Source organism: Paracandidimonas lactea (genome assembly GCF_021653995.1).
Taxonomy (GTDB): domain Bacteria; phylum Pseudomonadota; class Gammaproteobacteria; order Burkholderiales; family Burkholderiaceae_B; genus Allopusillimonas; species Allopusillimonas lactea.
Map to the genome: position 1 here is coordinate 495,260 of NZ_JAJJOZ010000002.1, position 16,401 is coordinate 511,660.

The 16,401-nt window shown below is 63.7% G+C and carries 13 protein-coding genes; 4 read left to right on the forward strand and 9 right to left on the reverse strand.

What is annotated here, in order from left to right; translation table 11 throughout:
- Positions 1-57: 57 nt before the first annotated feature.
- Positions 58-1,917: a dihydroxy-acid dehydratase gene (gene ilvD / locus LOL23_RS06190; RefSeq protein ID WP_160978099.1), complete on the forward strand. Its 1,860-nt coding sequence runs from the start codon at positions 58-60 to the stop codon at positions 1,915-1,917.
- Positions 1,918-2,079: 162 nt separating this feature from the next.
- Here the strand turns inward: ilvD (LOL23_RS06190) and LOL23_RS06195 are convergent, their stop codons facing one another.
- On the reverse strand, positions 2,080-2,520 hold the full coding sequence (locus LOL23_RS06195; RefSeq protein ID WP_160978097.1) for a CopD family copper resistance protein: 441 nt from the start codon (positions 2,518-2,520) through the stop codon (positions 2,080-2,082).
- Positions 2,521-2,841: 321 nt separating this feature from the next.
- Between LOL23_RS06195 and ilvD (LOL23_RS06200) the strand changes: the two genes are divergently transcribed.
- Positions 2,842-4,527, forward strand: a complete 1,686-nt coding sequence (gene ilvD, locus LOL23_RS06200; RefSeq protein WP_160978095.1) for a dihydroxy-acid dehydratase — start codon at positions 2,842-2,844, stop codon at positions 4,525-4,527.
- A gap of 250 nt (positions 4,528-4,777) precedes the next feature.
- Positions 4,778-5,617, forward strand: a complete 840-nt coding sequence (nadE, locus tag LOL23_RS06205; protein WP_160978093.1) for an NAD(+) synthase — start codon at positions 4,778-4,780, stop codon at positions 5,615-5,617.
- Between the two features lie 80 nt (positions 5,618-5,697).
- Here the strand turns inward: nadE and LOL23_RS06210 are convergent, their stop codons facing one another.
- From LOL23_RS06210 to LOL23_RS06225, 4 genes are all read right to left on the reverse strand, one after another.
- Positions 5,698-6,354, reverse strand: a complete 657-nt coding sequence (locus LOL23_RS06210; RefSeq protein ID WP_160978091.1) for a thiopurine S-methyltransferase — start codon at positions 6,352-6,354, stop codon at positions 5,698-5,700.
- An 86-nt stretch (positions 6,355-6,440) separates the two neighbouring features.
- Positions 6,441-7,877, reverse strand: coding sequence for an aldehyde dehydrogenase family protein (locus LOL23_RS06215; protein ID WP_237173286.1), 1,437 nt, complete (start codon positions 7,875-7,877; stop codon positions 6,441-6,443).
- Positions 7,878-7,997: 120 nt separating this feature from the next.
- Positions 7,998-8,918, reverse strand: coding sequence for a delta(1)-pyrroline-2-carboxylate reductase family protein (locus LOL23_RS06220; protein WP_160978087.1), 921 nt, complete (start codon positions 8,916-8,918; stop codon positions 7,998-8,000).
- A 144-nt stretch (positions 8,919-9,062) separates the two neighbouring features.
- Positions 9,063-10,244 (reverse strand): NAD(P)/FAD-dependent oxidoreductase, encoded by a 1,182-nt coding sequence (locus LOL23_RS06225; protein ID WP_160978085.1) that lies wholly within the window; start codon positions 10,242-10,244, stop codon positions 9,063-9,065.
- Between the two features lie 198 nt (positions 10,245-10,442).
- Here LOL23_RS06225 and amaB point away from each other — a divergent pair, with 198 nt between their 5' ends.
- Complete coding sequence (amaB, locus tag LOL23_RS06230; RefSeq protein ID WP_237173287.1) at positions 10,443-11,945, forward strand: L-piperidine-6-carboxylate dehydrogenase; 1,503 nt, start codon at positions 10,443-10,445, stop codon at positions 11,943-11,945.
- Here the strand turns inward: amaB and LOL23_RS06235 are convergent.
- The 4 genes from LOL23_RS06235 to LOL23_RS06250 form a co-directional block, all read right to left on the reverse strand.
- Entirely contained in the window at positions 11,942-13,381 is a 1,440-nt protein-coding gene (locus LOL23_RS06235; RefSeq protein WP_160978081.1) for an NAD(P)(+) transhydrogenase (Re/Si-specific) subunit beta, read from the reverse strand. The genes amaB and LOL23_RS06235 overlap by 4 nt on opposite strands.
- Positions 13,378-13,689 carry an NAD(P) transhydrogenase subunit alpha part 2 gene (locus LOL23_RS06240; RefSeq protein ID WP_160978079.1) on the reverse strand — a complete coding sequence of 104 codons (312 nt, stop codon included), beginning with the start codon at positions 13,687-13,689 and terminating at the stop codon, positions 13,378-13,380. Before LOL23_RS06240 ends, LOL23_RS06235 begins: the two co-directional genes overlap by 4 nt.
- Positions 13,689-14,807: a Re/Si-specific NAD(P)(+) transhydrogenase subunit alpha gene (locus tag LOL23_RS06245; protein ID WP_160978077.1), complete on the reverse strand. Its 1,119-nt coding sequence runs from the start codon at positions 14,805-14,807 to the stop codon at positions 13,689-13,691. The genes LOL23_RS06240 and LOL23_RS06245 overlap by 1 nt, the downstream gene beginning before the upstream one ends.
- A gap of 125 nt (positions 14,808-14,932) precedes the next feature.
- Positions 14,933-16,210 (reverse strand): bifunctional O-acetylhomoserine aminocarboxypropyltransferase/cysteine synthase, encoded by a 1,278-nt coding sequence (locus LOL23_RS06250; RefSeq protein WP_160978075.1) that lies wholly within the window; start codon positions 16,208-16,210, stop codon positions 14,933-14,935.
- Positions 16,211-16,401 lie beyond the last annotated feature (191 nt).

Below are 16,401 nucleotides of genomic sequence, written 5' to 3' on the forward strand. Positions count from 1 at the left end.
TTATCATAAGGCTCTTTTCACCTGCCGCACTGGCAGCCGTTCAACTCCGAGAATCTCATGCCGCAATATCGCTCACGCACCTCGACCCATGGTCGCAACATGGCCGGCGCGCGCGCCCTCTGGCGCGCCACCGGTATGCAGGATGGCGACTTCAACAAGCCCATCATTGCCGTCGTCAACTCCTTCACACAGTTCGTTCCCGGCCACGTGCACCTGAAAGACATGGGGCAGCTCGTGGCGCGCCAGATCGAGGCGGCGGGCGGTGTGGCCAAAGAATTCAACACCATTGCCGTGGACGACGGCATTGCCATGGGGCACGGCGGCATGCTGTACTCGCTGCCCTCGCGCGAACTGATTGCCGACTCGGTCGAGTACATGGTCAACGCCCATTGCGCCGACGCCATGGTGTGTATCTCCAACTGCGACAAGATCACGCCGGGGATGCTGATGGCCGCCATGCGCCTGAACATCCCGGTGGTGTTTGTTTCCGGCGGCCCGATGGAAGCCGGCAAGGTATACGAGCCGGGCACTATGAATGTGGTCGAAAAGCTCGACCTCATTGACGCCATGATCCGCGCCGCTGACCCCAATGTGTCGGACGCCGAAGCTGCCGAGGTCGAGCGCAACGCCTGTCCCACCTGCGGATCGTGCTCGGGCATGTTCACAGCCAATTCCATGAACTGTCTCACCGAGGCCATGGGGCTGGCGCTGCCGGGCAACGGCACCATTGTGGCCACCCATGCGCGGCGCAAGGGCCTGTTCGAGCAGGCCGGCACGCTCATCGTTGAGCTGTGCAAGCGCTATTACGAGCAGGACGACGACTCGGTGCTTCCGCGCCGCATCGCGTCGTTCGGCGCATTCGAAAACGCCATGACGCTGGACGTGGCCATGGGCGGTTCCACCAATACCGTGCTGCATCTGCTGGCTGCGGCACAAGAAGCCGGCGTGGATTTCACCATGTCCGACATCGACCGCATCTCGCGCCGCGTGCCCTGCCTGTGCAAGGTTGCGCCCGCCACCAACAAGTACCACATCGAAGACGTGCATCGCGCTGGGGGCATTTTCGGCATCCTGGGCGAACTGGGCCGCGCCGGTCTGCTCAACCTGGACGCGGGCAACGTGCACAGTGGCACGCTGGGCAAGGCCATCGAAAACTGGGACGTTAGCCAGCCCAATGCTTCTGAAGACCTGCAAACCTTCTTCAAGACGGCGCCCGGCGGCGTGCGCAGCAAGGTGGCCTTCAGCCAAGACAACTATTACAAGCAACTTGACCTGAACCGCGAAAAAGGGTGCATCCGCAGCCGGGAGCATGCCTACTCGCAGGACGGCGGCCTGGCGGTGCTGTATGGCAATGTGGCAGTCAACGGTTGCATCGTCAAGACCGCAGGCGTTGACGAGCGCATTCTGCGCTACACCGGCGTGGCCCGCGTTTATGAAAGCCAGGAAGACGCGGTGGAAGGCATCCTGGGCGACCAGGTCAAGGCCGGCGATGTGGTCATCATCCGCTATGAAGGCCCCAAGGGGGGGCCCGGCATGCAGGAAATGCTGTATCCCACTTCCTACCTCAAGTCCAAGGGCCTGGGTGCCAGCGCCGCGCTGCTGACAGACGGGCGCTTTTCGGGCGGTTCGTCGGGCCTGGTGATCGGCCATGCCTCGCCCGAAGCGGCCGAGGGCGGCACGATCGGGCTGGTGGAAGACGGCGATACCATTGAGATCGATATCCCGGCGCGCACGATCCACCTGGCTGTGTCCGACGAGGTGCTGGCCCAACGCCGCGCAGCCATGGAGGCGCGCGGCAGCCAAGCCTGGAAGCCCGTAGGCCGGGAGCGCGTGGTGTCGCAGGCCTTGCGCGCCTATGCTGCGCTGGCCACATCCGCCGATCGCGGCGCGGTGCGCGACGTTTCGCAATTGGGGTAAGAGGCCATCACGGCTGAGCAGTAACAAAGCAAGGGCGGCCCGCATGAGCCGCCCTTTTTCTTGGGGCCTGCATGAACCGACCCATAAACGTTCGGCACTGATCCAGCCTCTGGGGCCGGTGCATGGCGGGGCGAACGCTTGCGCGCGCGCCCCGTCATGCAGTTACCAGTGCAGGTAGAACATGGCCTTGGCAAGAAATACGATGCCCACCACATGGCAGAACACGCTGATATGGATGCGCTGCGAATGGATGGCTCGCATCTTGCCGGTGCGCATTAGTGTCATGGCGGTGATGAAGTGAGCGAGCACGCTCAGGGCCAGGAGGATTTTTATGGTGAGCAGCAGGCCGAAGCTGCTGGCGAAGGGGTGGGCCAACACTGCCCTGTGCTGGTAGGCCATGCCGATGCCCGCGCCGTACAAAACCAGCAGCACCCAGGGCATGACGCGGCGCGCCACCGTGCCGATGGCGACTTCCATGGTGCGCATGACCTCGCGCGGAACGCGCTTGCGCACCGCTTCCAGGATGATGACCTCGAAAAATACAGTGCCGACGAACATAATGGCGGCGAACAGGTGCAGCGTGAGCAGAAGCGAGTAGTTCATGGGGGGCTTGCCCGAGGGCTGGGTGCATCAAGGTAACGAGAATGCGTTTTAGTTTTGAATCATTTCATGATGACGGGGCTGCAGCCATGATGCAAATCAAATCTGGCGCCGGCATTGCGTCGGCGCAACGGGCGTCGGGCATCGGTAAACGGAGAAGGGCAAACCGATAACGGGAAACCGGAAACCGGAAACCGGAAATGGGAAACGGGCTGGCGCGGGTCGCTGCGGTTAAACTGGGCAAAACGCCAAAGCAATATACCCAGCCCGCTCATGCGGGCGGGCCACACGGCCGGCGGCCGGCCGCAACCAGGAGACTGCAGCATGACTACCCCGCGACGCCTGCGTTCCGCGCACATCACACAGGGCCCGGAACGCGCGCCCAACCGCTCCATGTATTATGCGCTGGGCTACAAAGAAGAAGACTTCAACAACCCCATGGTGGGCGTGGCCAATGGCTACAGCACCATTACCCCATGCAACAGCGGCCTGCAAAAGCTCGCCGATGCGGCAATCGCTGCAATCAAAGAGGCGGGCGGCAATCCGCAGGTGTTTGGCACACCCACGATTTCCGACGGCATGGCCATGGGTACCGAGGGCATGAAGTATTCGCTGGTGTCGCGCGAGGTGATTGCCGATTGCGTGGAAACCTGTGTGCAGGGCCAATGGATGGACGGCGTGGTGGTGATCGGCGGCTGCGACAAGAACATGCCCGGCGGCATGATGGGCATGCTGCGCGCCAATGTGCCGGCCATCTATGTATACGGCGGCACGATTTTGCCCGGCAAGCTGGATGGCAAAGACCTGAACATTGTTAGCGTGTTCGAGGCTGTAGGCGAGAACGCCGCCGGTCGCCTGAGCGACCATGAGCTCAAGCGCATCGAGCTGCACGCTATCCCGGGGCCCGGCTCCTGCGGCGGCATGTATACGGCCAACACCATGAGTTCGGCGTTCGAGGCCATGGGCATGAGCCTGCCCTATTCCTCCACCATGGCCAATGTGCACGACGAAAAAACGCAGTCGGCTGCTGAGTCGGCGCGCGTGCTGCTGCAGGCGATCAAGCGCGATCTCAAGCCGCGCGACATCGTGACGCGTCAGTCGATCGAGAACGCTGTCAGCGTCATCATGGCCACGGGCGGCTCGACCAATGCAGTGCTGCACTTGCTGGCCATTGCCCATGCGGCAGGTGTGGAATGGACCATTGACGACTTCGAGCGCGTGCGCAAGCGCGTGCCGGTCATCTGCGATCTGAAGCCCAGCGGCAAGTATCTGGCGGTGGATTTCCATAAGGCGGGCGGTGTGCCCCAGGTGATGAAGATTCTGCTCAACGCGGGGCTGATCAATCCTGATTGCATCACGATCACGGGGCAGACTATCGGCGAGATCCTGAAAGATGTGCCAGATGAGCCGGCGGCCGATCAGCACGTCATCAAGCCCATCAGCCAGGCTCTTTACAAGCAGGGGCACCTTGCCATTCTCAAGGGCAACCTTGCGCCGGAAGGTGCGGTGGCCAAGATCACGGGGTTGAAGAACCCGGTGATCACTGGGCCTGCGCGGGTATTTGAGGACGAGCAGTCGGCGCTCAAAGCCATCCTAGACGGCAAGATCAAGGCGGGCGACGTCATGGTGTTGCGCTACCTGGGCCCCAAGGGTGGGCCGGGCATGCCCGAGATGCTGGCCCCCACGGGCGCGCTGATCGGCGAAGGGCTGGGCGATTCAGTCGGCCTGATTACCGACGGCCGCTTTTCGGGCGGTACCTGGGGCATGGTGGTGGGCCATGTCGCGCCCGAAGCGGCGGTGGGCGGCCTGATTGCCTTGGTGCATGAAGGCGATTCCATCACCATCGATGCGCATCAGCTGTTGCTGCACCTGAATGTGCCCGACGATGAAATCGAGAAACGCCGCGCGCAATGGAAGGCACCTGCGCCGCGCTACACACGGGGCGTGCAAGCCAAGTTCGCGTTTAACGCCTCCACCGCCAGCACGGGCGCTGTGCTCGATCGGTTCTGATCCCGCGCGCCAGGCCAGCCACACCGGCCGTGCGCGGCGTTCGTGCTAAAGCGGCGCATATAGGGCAGCGCCGGTGGCGGCCAGCATGCTTGCGCATGGCCGCCATCCGGGCGAATGCATGATGGGGCGAGTTTTCCCGCGTGCGGGCCGCGGCCTCGTCTTCGCTTATGATTGTGGCTGGCGCAGGCGGCGGGCGCAGGGCCCGCCGCCTGCGCAGGGGCGGCACGCACGGGCCGCAAAGGATACGAGGATGCTTACTCAAGAACAGCGCGCCGAGCAGCGGCGCATTATCAATGAACTGGAGGTGGTCGCGGATTTCGACGCCGAGCGCGAAGTAACGCGCCGGGTGGCGTTCCTGGCCGACTACCTGCGGCGTACGGGCATGCGCAGCTATGTGCTGGGTATCAGCGGCGGCGTGGATTCGCTCGTCGGCGGTTGTCTGGCGCAGCGCGCTGTTGAGCGGATACGCGCCGAGGGCGGCCAGGCTACGTTTGTGGCCATGCGCTTGCCGTATGGCGAGCAGCGTGACGAGGTTGACGCGCAGGCCTCGCTGGAAGTCATCAAGGCCGACGAGGTGCTCACCGTGAACGTGAAGCCCGCAGCTGATGACATGCTCGCGTCGCTGTTGGCCGGCGGCCTGGCGTTTCGCGATGAAAACCAGCAGGATTTCCTCATGGGAAACATCAAGGCGCGCCAGCGGATGATTGCGCAATATGCGGTGGCCGGCGCGCGCAGCGGCCTGGTGATTGGCACCGATCACGCCGCCGAAGCATTGATGGGGTTTTTCACCAAATTTGGCGATGGCGCGGCTGACGTCACGCCGCTCCAAGGCCTGAACAAGCGCCGCGTGCGGGCGCTGGCTATGGCAATGGGCGCCAATGAAGCGCTGGCCATGAAAATACCCACAGCCGATCTCGAAACGCTGCGCCCGCTGCGGCCTGACGAGCATGCTTTTGGCGTTACCTATCAGATCATCGATGACTTCCTGGAAGGCAAGGATGTGACGCCCAACGACTACGAAGTGATCCTGCGCACTTACCACGCCAGCGCGCACAAGCGGGCGCTGCCTGTGGCGCCAGGGCAGGCCTGAGCCACGCAGCATGAACCGCGTGGCTTGCGCTGCGCGGGCCAAGCGCGCTGTTGCGTTTCGCTGGGCGCGGCCGGGGGCGTTTACTTGCCTTGCAGCTCAAACACCAACGTGTCCAAGTGCTCCAGTCCGCGATCCTTGAACTTCGGCTCCTTGTCGATGATGTCGCGCTGGTCGAGCAGGCGGACGTCGGTGTGTGGCGCATACAGCTCCCGTACTTCGGCTTCGTCCACCGCAAAAGGCGGCCCTTCCATGCGCAATTGGTCGTAGTTCAGCGTGAGCAGCAGCCCACGGTAGCCGGGCGCCAATTGGCCGTACACGTGGCCCACATAGCGCTGGCGCATGTCGGCGGGCAGCGCAACCAGGGCGGCGCGGTCATAGGCGCCGGCGCAGCCACCCAGTATGTCCGCATCCAGGTCAAAGATGTCGCCGCACAGGATCTCGATACGGCCGCTTTTGTAATGGCGGCCCAGTGCTGACTCGGTGATTACCGGCGTCAATGCATTTTCTTCAAAAAAGCGCTCCACCGCGATGGGTGAAAGCTCGATGCCCAGGACCGAATGGCCTTGATCAGCCAGCCAGACCATATCCAACGATTTTCCGCACAGCGGCACCAGCACCTTGCAGCCGGGTGGCAGGCCTAACAGCGGCCAGTACTTCTGCAGCAGCGGTGTGACGCGCTCCATATGAAAGTGCGTGCGTCCTTCGCGCCAGCGTTCAAGCCAGAATTCGGTTTCCATCCCTATCCTTTAGTGTTGCCACGAATAAATCCAAACAAAGCCAACGCGATGCAAAACGATGCATAGGCGTCTCCACGCGCTGCCATTCAAAGGTGTACACGGACTGTGCTGCGCGCGGAAAATGCGTCCAGTGTCTGCCGGTTGCCGTCGGTGCCAGGTATGTGCGCATTGAGCGTCGGCGGTGTATTGATCCACACATGGCCGGGCACAAACCCTGCGGCGATGCGATGTGCGCGCGCAAGCTTAGTGGCCCAGATGCTGGCCGCCAGGGCGCCGGCCCTGGTGTTCACGCGCGCGATGACTTCTTCGTCGGCATCGAACGGGGCCACATGGCACACCGGCCCCGGTGGCATGCCGAGCAGGCTGTATGCCGTCTCCGGCAGGCCTGCCAGGATTGTGGGCAGTACATGCGCGCCGTCATCGCGGGCATCGCCAAACACCGGTATGGTGCCGCCGCTGAGTACGGTCGCCCCTTCTTCGCGGGCCAGGGTGATGCGGGCCAGCAGCGTGTCGCGGTGATCGCGCGAGATCAGTGGCCCGAGGTCTACATCGGGTGCCTGCGGATAACCTGGCACCAGCCGTTCGCATCGTGCCTGCAGGGCAGCCACGAAACGCGCATACAGAGGCCGCTCGATATACACGTGCGCGGCGCCCAGGCACGCATGGCCAGTGTGCGTAAAACAGCTGCGCAGTACGCTGTCGAGCGCCGCGTCGATGTCTGCATCTGCACAGACCACGGTGGCGTGCTTGCCGCCCAACTCAAAAATCACGGGCCTAACGCCGCGCGCCACCGCCTGCATGACGGCCGCGCCGGTCTGCGCTTCGCCGCTGAATGCAATGGCGTCAATATCGGGATGTGCGGCCAGGAACTGGCCCGCCGACCCTGGGCCGTGCCCATGTATAAGATTGAATACCCCGTGCGGAAGGCCAGCCTTGCGGATCACTTCGGCGAGTAAGGTGGCCGAGGAAGGGGTGCGCGCCGACGGCTTGGCCACTGCGCAGTTGCCCATGGCCAGTGCAGGCGCAAGTGAGGCGGCCAGCAGCAGCAAGGGCTGGTTCCAGGCCGGAATGAGAGCCACGACGCCCAAGGGCTTGCGTTGCAGGTAGGTGATGAGGCCCGCGTTGTCGGGCCCATTGCTTTCGTGGACCTCGTCGCCCATAGCGTTGATCAGGTCTGCGAAGGCGCGAAAGCGGGCAATGCTGCGCTGTATATCGTGTGTGCGCGCTTGCTGGATAGGCCGGCCGGTATCCTGTACCTCGGCCACCACGAAGTCGTCGAAACGTTCTGCGATGCCGTCGGCAATTCGGCGCAGTACGGCGGCGCGCTCGACGACAGTGAGTGCGCCCCAGGGGCCCAGCCGCGCGGCCCGCGCCGCTTTGACGGCGCGATCCACCAGTGTCGCATCGGCCTCGCAGATCTGGCCAATGGTTTCGCCGTTCACGGGATTGATGTTCGGTATGCGCTTGCGCGTCGTGATCCATTCGCCATCGACGAGGCAGCGCCGCACCGGCATTTTTGCCATGTTGTCTCCATCCGTGCTGGCGCATGCCACGCACTGGGTTCCTCTGCCACATGCGGGCCATTTGAGGCAGACGCCGCCCATGCGGCGCAGCGCCTGCGTCGGACAGCATGCCTGATCCGGCTATTCTAGTTTGATTGCTCGCGTCACGCAGCGCGCGGCAGCCAAGTCCCAGGCCGCACAGCCTACTGTTTTGAAGATCATGGCTTGGCCGGCTGGCGGCGGTTGGTCGAGTGCGCTGGACAGCGGCGTGACCGTCTGCCAGTCTACGCCCGCCTGCAGGAAGTCGCCGGCTTCGTGGCGCGCGCCCGCGAGGTCGTCGGCATATAAACGGCTGCCTGCGATGGTGGCGGGGCCGATCTCGGCCAGGTCGGGTCGGTAAGCGCCCACGCCGATGACGAGGCGGCCGGCTTGCGGCGCCGCATCGTAGACCGGTGTAGCGCTAGTGGTGACAGTGATGACCACCTGGGTATCGTTGGGTACCCGTTCGGCGGGCAGCAGTTCAGCTTGCAGGCCAGGTGTGTGCATGGCGGAAAATGCCTGGGCCCGTTCCAGGCGCCTGCCGATGACGGCGATACGCAAGCCCGGGTACAAGGCCGCGAGTGCTTCGGCATGGCTGGCGGCTTCGGTACCCGTGCCAATGATGGCTGCGTGGGTGATCGTGCCCGGCATCAGGGTGCGCAGGCCCAGCATCGATATGCCGGCAGTGCGCCGTGCCGTCACCGTAGGGCCGTCCAGTACGAAACGGGCGCAGCCCGTGGCGCCGTCGTAGGCGGTGACAATGCCGTTGATGGTAGGCAGGCCGATGTCTCGATTGGCAGGCACCACATTCACCAGCTTGTGCACGCCGATGTCGCGTGCGGTGGCTGGCATGGACAACATGACGCCGCCACCGGGGTACTCAAGCACTTGCCGTTCGGGGGCATGGATGGCGCCTGCGGCCAGGTCACGGGCGGCCTGGGCCAAGTCGTCCAGCAGCAGCGCGAAAGGCAGGCGCAGCGCCGTCTGCGCCGCGTCGTAGACGGTAATCGCTCCTTTAGTCATCGTGTTCTCCAGTCGTGCGGCATGCGCGCCGCCAACTTCTGTTCGGCCATCGCTGATCTGTAGTGCTTGCTGTGAATCAAGTTGTTGCTCCATCGTTAGTTGTTCCGGCGTACGGATGTATTCGAATGATTATTACCGCGGGCATCACCAGATATTCTGTTCAACGATGGGTGTGCCATCGAGTATGCGCCGCCAGCCCAGGCGCCGCAGGTCCAGCGTGCGAAACTCGCCGTAGGCGATGAGCTCGGACAGCGCGCGCCCGATGGCTGGCGACTGCTGCAGCCCATGCCCGCTGAAGCCATTGGCAAAGTAGAGGTTGTCTACGTCTGGATGCAAGCCCAGGATCACATTCTGGTCCACAACATTGAAATCGTAATGGCCGGCCCAACTGCGCATCACGCGCAAGGCCTCGAAGCCGGGTACACGCGCGGCCAGTATCGGCCACAGCAGTTCGTCGAACAGCGCGTACTGCACGTCAAAGTCGTGGCTTTCAGGGTCTTGGTCTGGCGGCGGGTTGATGCCGGTGAGAAAGCCTTGGCCCTCGGGCCGGAAGTACGCGCCGGAGGGGTCGATGACCATAGGACAGCCCGGCGGCACCGCCGGCGTGTGAACGAAAAAAACACTGCGCTTGCGTGGCTGCACCGGCAGGGCAATGCCCGCCAGGCGTGCCAGTTCAGGTGCGCCGCTGCCAGCAGCGTTGATCAGTGCGCCGCACTCGATCACATCGCCACTGTCCAGGGCCACTGCGGTCACGCGCCTTCCCTGGCGACTTACATCCACCACCTTGTGATTGATACTGACAGCACCCTGCGACAGCGCTTTGTGGCGCAAAGCCTGCATATAGCCATAGGCATCGAACCAGCCTTCGCCCGTCAGACCCAGCGTGCCGGCTGCCAAGTCGTCTGTGCGCAGCCACGGAAACCGCGTCTTCAGGGCATTGCGATCCAGCAGGGCAATATCCGCGCCCAGCCCGGCCTGCAGCGCATGGTTCGTGCGCAGTTGCGCTTCGCCTTCGATAGACGCCAGAAACAGATAGCCGCCTTCGTGAAAAGCGGGATCGGGCCGTTGGCCATCCACCGCCAGCGTGGTGCCCAAGTGGCGCAGGAAGGCGGTGCCGAACAGCGACATCTGTATATTCTCGGGCGTGGAAAACTGATGCCTGATCGAGGCTGCGGACAGTGTCGTGGCGCAGCGCTGAAACGTGCAATCCTGTTCGACGATGGCTACGGTGCCATTGAAGTCGGGATTGGCCGTCAGGAAGTAGGCGGCGGCGCTGCCCGTCGCCGCGCCGCCTGCGATCACGATGTCGTAGCGCTGTTGTGGCATGGCGCCATGCTCCTGTCTGTGTGCGATATGGCCATGTACGGCGTACGGGCATATGCCGTGCCAGGCCGGCAAATTCAAACCTATTGTGGCGCTAAAAATGGCGTGCCGCCTTAGGGATTTTCCCCTGCGCGAGGTGTGTTCAGCGGCCTCAAAATGCTGTGCTACCCTGAAGAAAAATACGTTATTGGAGACTAGGCCATGACAACGCAAGCCTTGCTGCAATCCCTCGGGCTGGCGCCCGACGCGCTCACCGGCGGCGACATCCCGGTGCGCTCGCCCATAGACGGCGCCATCATCGCGCGGCTGCGCTCGCACAGCGCGGCGGATGCCGAAGCTGCTATTGCGCAAGCCAGCACGGCCTTCCAGCTGTGGCGCCGCGTGCCCGCGCCGCGCCGCGGCGAGCTGGTGCGCCTATTGGGTGAAGAGTTGCGCGCGCACAAGCAGGCGCTTGGCCGGCTGGTGTCGATAGAGACCGGTAAGATACTTGCCGAAGGCGAGGGTGAAGTGCAGGAGATGATCGACATCTGCGACTTTGCGGTGGGGTTGTCGCGCCAGCTTTACGGCCTCACGATTGCGTCCGAGCGTCCGGGGCACCGCATGATGGAAACATGGCATCCGCTGGGCGTCGTGGGGGTGATTTCGGCCTTCAATTTCCCGGTTGCTGTGTGGTCATGGAATGCCGCTCTGGCGTTGGTGTGCGGCGATCCAGTGGTGTGGAAGCCTTCCGAGAAAACGCCGCTCACGGCGTTGGCCTGCCAGGCTTTGTTCGCGCGCGCGCTGGCGCGTTTTGGCGATGCGCCCGAAGGCCTGCTGCACGTATTGGTGGGCGCGCATGAGCTCGGCGAAAAACTGTCCGACGACCCACGTATCTCCTTGCTTTCAGCTACTGGCTCCACGCGCATGGGCCGGCAGGTGGGGCCGCGCGTGGCACAGCGTTTCGGCCGCTGCCTGCTGGAGCTGGGTGGTAACAATGCGATTGTCGTGGCGCCGTCGGCCGACCTGGAGATGGCCGTGCGCGGCATCCTGTTTGGCGCGGTGGGCACAGCGGGGCAGCGCTGCACCACCACGCGGCGCCTGATCGTGCACGACAGCGTGGCCGATGGCCTGCTGGCGCGCCTCAAGGCCGCCTATGCCAGTGCCCGCATTGGCAACCCGCTGGAGGCGGGCACCTTGGTTGGGCCGCTGATCGACCGTGCCGCCTTTGACGCCATGCAGGCAGCGCTGGCGCAGGCGCGCGCCGAAGGCGGCAAGATCAGCGGCGGCGAGCGCCAGCTTGCCGATACCTGGCCCGAGGCCTGGTATGTATCGCCCGCGCTGGCCGAGATGCCGGGGCAGTCCGCAGTGGTGTGCCGGGAAACCTTTGCACCCATCCTGTACGTGATGCGCTATCAATCGTTCGACGAGGCCCTGGCCATGCACAATGCCGTGCCGCAGGGCTTGTCGTCTGCGCTATTCACCACCGACTTGCGCGAAGCGGAGCGCTTCACCGGGCCCGAAGGCTCGGACTGCGGTATTGCCAACATCAACATCGGCACCTCTGGGGCGGAAATCGGCGGAGCCTTTGGCGGTGAAAAAGAAACGGGCGGCGGCCGCGAATCGGGTTCCGATGCCTGGAAAGCCTACATGCGGCGTGCCACCAACACCATCAATTACTCCAACGAACTGCCCCTGGCCCAGGGCATCAGGTTCGGTGATCGTTAATCAACGGCTTTCACCATGTCTTCGATCACCTTCTTGGCATCGCCGAACACCATCATGGTCTTGTCCATGTAGAACAGTTCGTTGTCCAACCCGGCATAACCGGCGGCCATCGAGCGTTTGTTTACGATGACGGTGCGCGCCTTGTACGCCTCCAGGATGGGCATGCCCGCGATTGGCGAGGACGGATCGTTCTTGGCCGCCGGGTTCACCACGTCGTTGGCGCCCAGCACCAGCACTACGTCGGTTTGTGCGAACTCGCTGTTGATGTCCTCCATCTCGAAGACCTGGTCGTAGGGCACCTCGGCCTCGGCAAGCAGCACGTTCATGTGGCCCGGCATGCGGCCCGCCACCGGGTGAATGGCGTACTTCACCGTCACGCCCTTTTCTGTCAGCTTGTCGGTGAGTTCCTTGAGCGCGTGCTGGGCGCGGGCGACCGCCAGGCCGTAGCCCGGCACAATCGTCACCGTCTCGGCGTTGCTCATCAGGAAGGCGGCGTCATCCGGGCTGCCCGATTTGACGCTGCGCTGCGCGTCCGAACCGCCGGCCGCAGCCGCGCCAGGCGCGGCCCCGAAGCCGCCCAGGATCACGTTGAAGAACGAGCGGTTCATTGCCTTGCACATGATGTAGGACAGAATCGCGCCCGAGGACCCCACCAGCGAGCCGGCGATGATCAGCATCGGGTTGTTCAGCGAAAAGCCGATACCCGCCGCCGCCCAGCCTGAGTAGCTGTTGAGCATGGACACCACCACTGGCATGTCCGCCCCGCCAATCGGGATAATGATCAGCACGCCAAGAATGAACGCCAGCGCCGTCATGATGATGAAGGGCAGCCAGGCCTGCGTGGCCATGAACCACAGGCCGCAGGCAATCATGGCCAACGCAATGGCCAGATTCAGCATGTGCTGCCCGGCAAACACCACCGGCGCGCCCTGGAACAGGCGGAACTTGTACTTGCCCGCCAGCTTGCCAAAGGCGATGACCGAACCCGAGAAGGTGATCGCGCCAACAAAGGTGCCAATGAACAGTTCCAGCCGGTTGCCGGTGGGGATGGGCGCGCCCGCCGCGGCAATGCCAAAGGCATGTGGCTCGGCCACGATGGCGATGGCGATCGCCACCGCCGCCAGGCCGATCATGCTGTGCATGAAGGCCACCAACTCGGGCATCTTGGTCATCTCGACCCGCTTGGCCATGAGGGTGCCTACCGTGCCGCCGATCAGCAACCCAAGCAGCACGCGGCCCAGCCCGATGGTGGCAGTGCCCGCAGTGGCCAGGCTCAGGATCAGCGCCGCCGTGGTGAGGATGGCGATCGCCATGCCGACCATGCCGAAGGCGTTGCCTCGGCGCGACGTGGTGGGGTGTGACAGGCCCTTGAGCGCCTGGATAAAGCACACCGAGGCGATCAGGTACAACAGGGTAACCAGGTTGGTCGATATCATGCTTCGCCTCCGCGCTTTTTCTCTTTCTTCTTGAACATCTCCAGCATGCGGCGTGTGACAAGAAAGCCGCCGAATACATTGACCGCGGCCAGCGCCACGGCAAAGATGCCCATGCCGTGCGCCAAGCCGCCCTCGGTGAGCGCAGCGGCCAGCATGGCGCCAACGATGATGATGGCCGAGATGGCGTTGGTGACGGCCATCAGTGGCGTGTGCAGCGCCGGGGTGACATTCCAGACCACGTGGTAGCCCACGTACACGGCCAGCACAAAAATGATGACGTTGATCAGGGTAGGGCTTACGGCTTCCATCAATTGCTCCTCAGTACCTTGCCGTCGCGGCATACCATGCAGGCTGCCACGATTTCGTCGTCGGCCTTGATATCGGCCTCGCCTTGCGCATTCACAATCAACTTCAGGAAGTCGAGTACGTTGCGCGCATACAGCGCCGAAGCGTCCTGCGCCACTAGCGCTGGCAGGTTGCTCAGGCCAATCAGCGTGACGCCATGCGCCTGCACGACCTGGTCTTTGACCGACAGCGGGCAGTTGCCCCCGCGCTCGACGGCCATGTCTACGATGACCGAGCCCGGCTTCATGCCTTGCACCGTCTCGGCGCTGATCAGGGTCGGGGCGGGGCGCCCGGGAATGAGCGCAGTGCTGATCACGATATCGGCCTGCATGCAGCGCTCTGCCACCAGCGCACCCTGGCGCGCCATCCAAGCCGGCGGCATGGGGCGCGCATAGCCGCCCACACCTTCGGCGATCTCGCGTTCTTCATCGGTTTCGAACGGCACGTCGATGAACTTGGCCCCCAGGGACTCGACCTGCTCTTTGGCAGCCGGGCGTACGTCTGAGGCTTCGACCACCGCACCCAGCCGCTTGGCCGTGGCAATCGCCTGCAGGCCCGCCACGCCAGCGCCCAGCACCACCACGCGCGCGGCTTTGATCGTCCCCGCAGCCGTCATCATCATGGGCATGAGACGCCCGTAGTGATTGGCCGCCAGGATGACGGCCTTGTACCCGGCCAGGTTGGCCTGCGACGAAAGCACGTCCAGGCTTTGCGCGCGCGTAATGCGCGGTGCGGCCTCGAGCGCGAAGGCCGTTAGGCCCGCGCCGGCCAGGGCGGACAGCACCTCGGCGTTGAACGGATCGAGCATGCCGACGAGCAGCGTGCCGGGCTTCATCTGGGCGCGCTCGGCTTCGTCCGGGGCGCGCACCTTGAGCACCAGTGCCGCCCCAAGGGCTTGGGGCTGATCACCCAGCGTGGCGCCGGCCTGCTCATAGGCCTGATCGGGGAAGTTTGCCGTGGCGCCCGCCCCGCGTTCAACGATGACAGTGTGGCCTGCCGCTGTGTACTTCTTGACCGTTTCCGGTGTGGCGGCCACGCGTGTCTCGCCGGGCAGGCGCTCGCGCGGAATTCCAATTTGCATGGTGTTTCTCTCCTCCTCAATGATGAATGCTTGCGGCAGGGGCGTGCCCCATGCGGCGGCTGCACAGTGTGCCGCCGCATGTCCCGCCGTGTTCCCCCGGATGCTTGCCGGGGGCTGCACGGGTGTCAGCCCTTGCTGGCGGCCAGCGCCTGCTCCAGGTCGGCCAGAATGTCGTCGATATGCTCGATGCCGATAGACAGGCGGATCATGTCTTCGCCAACGCCCGCTGCGGCGAGTTCTTCGGGATTGAGCTGGCGGTGCGTGGTGGTGGCGGGGTGGCAGGCCAGCGACTTTGCGTCGCCGATGTTGACCAGGCGCAGGATGAGCTTGAGCGCATCGATGAAGCGCGCGCCCGCTTCGCGGCCGCCTTCGATGCCGAAGGACAGAATGCTGGCGGGCTTGCCGCCGAAATATTTCTGCGCCACCGCATGTTCGGGGTGATCGTCCAGGCCCGCGTATTGCACCCACGAGACATGCGGGTGGTGCTTGAGGAAGCGGGCGACCGCCAGCGCGTTTTCAGTGTGGCGGGCCATGCGCAGCGACAGGGTTTCGATGCCTTGCAGGATCAGGAAGGCGTTGAAGGGCGACAGCGCGGCGCCGGTATTGCGCAGCGGCACGACGCGGCAGCGCCCGATGAATGCAGCCGGGCCGAAGGCTTCGGTGTAGACCACGCCGTGGTAGGACGGGTCTGGCTCGTTGAGCATGGGGAAACGGTCTTTGTGCTCGGCCCAGGGGAACTTGCCCGAGTCGACCACTGCGCCGGCGATAGTGGTGCCATGGCCGCCCATGTATTTGGTGAGCGCATGCACGACGATATCGGCGCCATGTTCAAAGGGGCGGCACAGTGCGGGCGAGGCAACGGTGTTGTCCACGATCAGGGGTACGCCGTGGCGGTGTGCGGCATCAGCCAGCGCCTGGATGTCGACCACGTTGCCGGCGGGGTTGCCGATGGATTCGCAGAACACGGCACGGGTTTTGTCGTCGATCAGGGCTTCGAGCGCCGCGATATCGTTGTGCGGCGCAAACTTTACGGTGATGCCCTGGCGGGGAAACGTGTGGGCGAACAGGTTATATGTGCCGCCATACAGCTTGGAGACAGAGACGATATTGTCGCCCGCTTGCGCGATGGTCTGGATGGCATAGGTAACAGCGGCCATGCCCGACGCGACGGCCAGGGCGGCGACGCCGCCTTCAAGTGCGGCCACGCGCTCTTCCAGCACCGCATTGGTGGGGTTCATGATGCGGGTATAGATATTGCCTGGCACTTTGAGGTCGAACAGGTCTGCCCCGTGCTGCGTGCTATCGAACGCGTATGACGTTGTCTGGTAGATGGGAACCGCCACCGCTTTCGTGGTGGGATCGGGTTGATAGCCGGCGTGGATGGCAAGTGTTTCGAATTTCATTTTTGTCTCGTGTGTTTACGTCGTGAAATCAATGAGGCATCACGCCGCATGGTACTGTCCATATACCCGCGCGGCTAGAGATTTTTTGTCGAACTACATATCCCAAAGTAATAACGTTGTAATTTTCCGGCTTTCCATCGGCGAGGAGGGCGGTGCGGGACGGCAGGCATTGCTGTGCGATGACCAGTTTA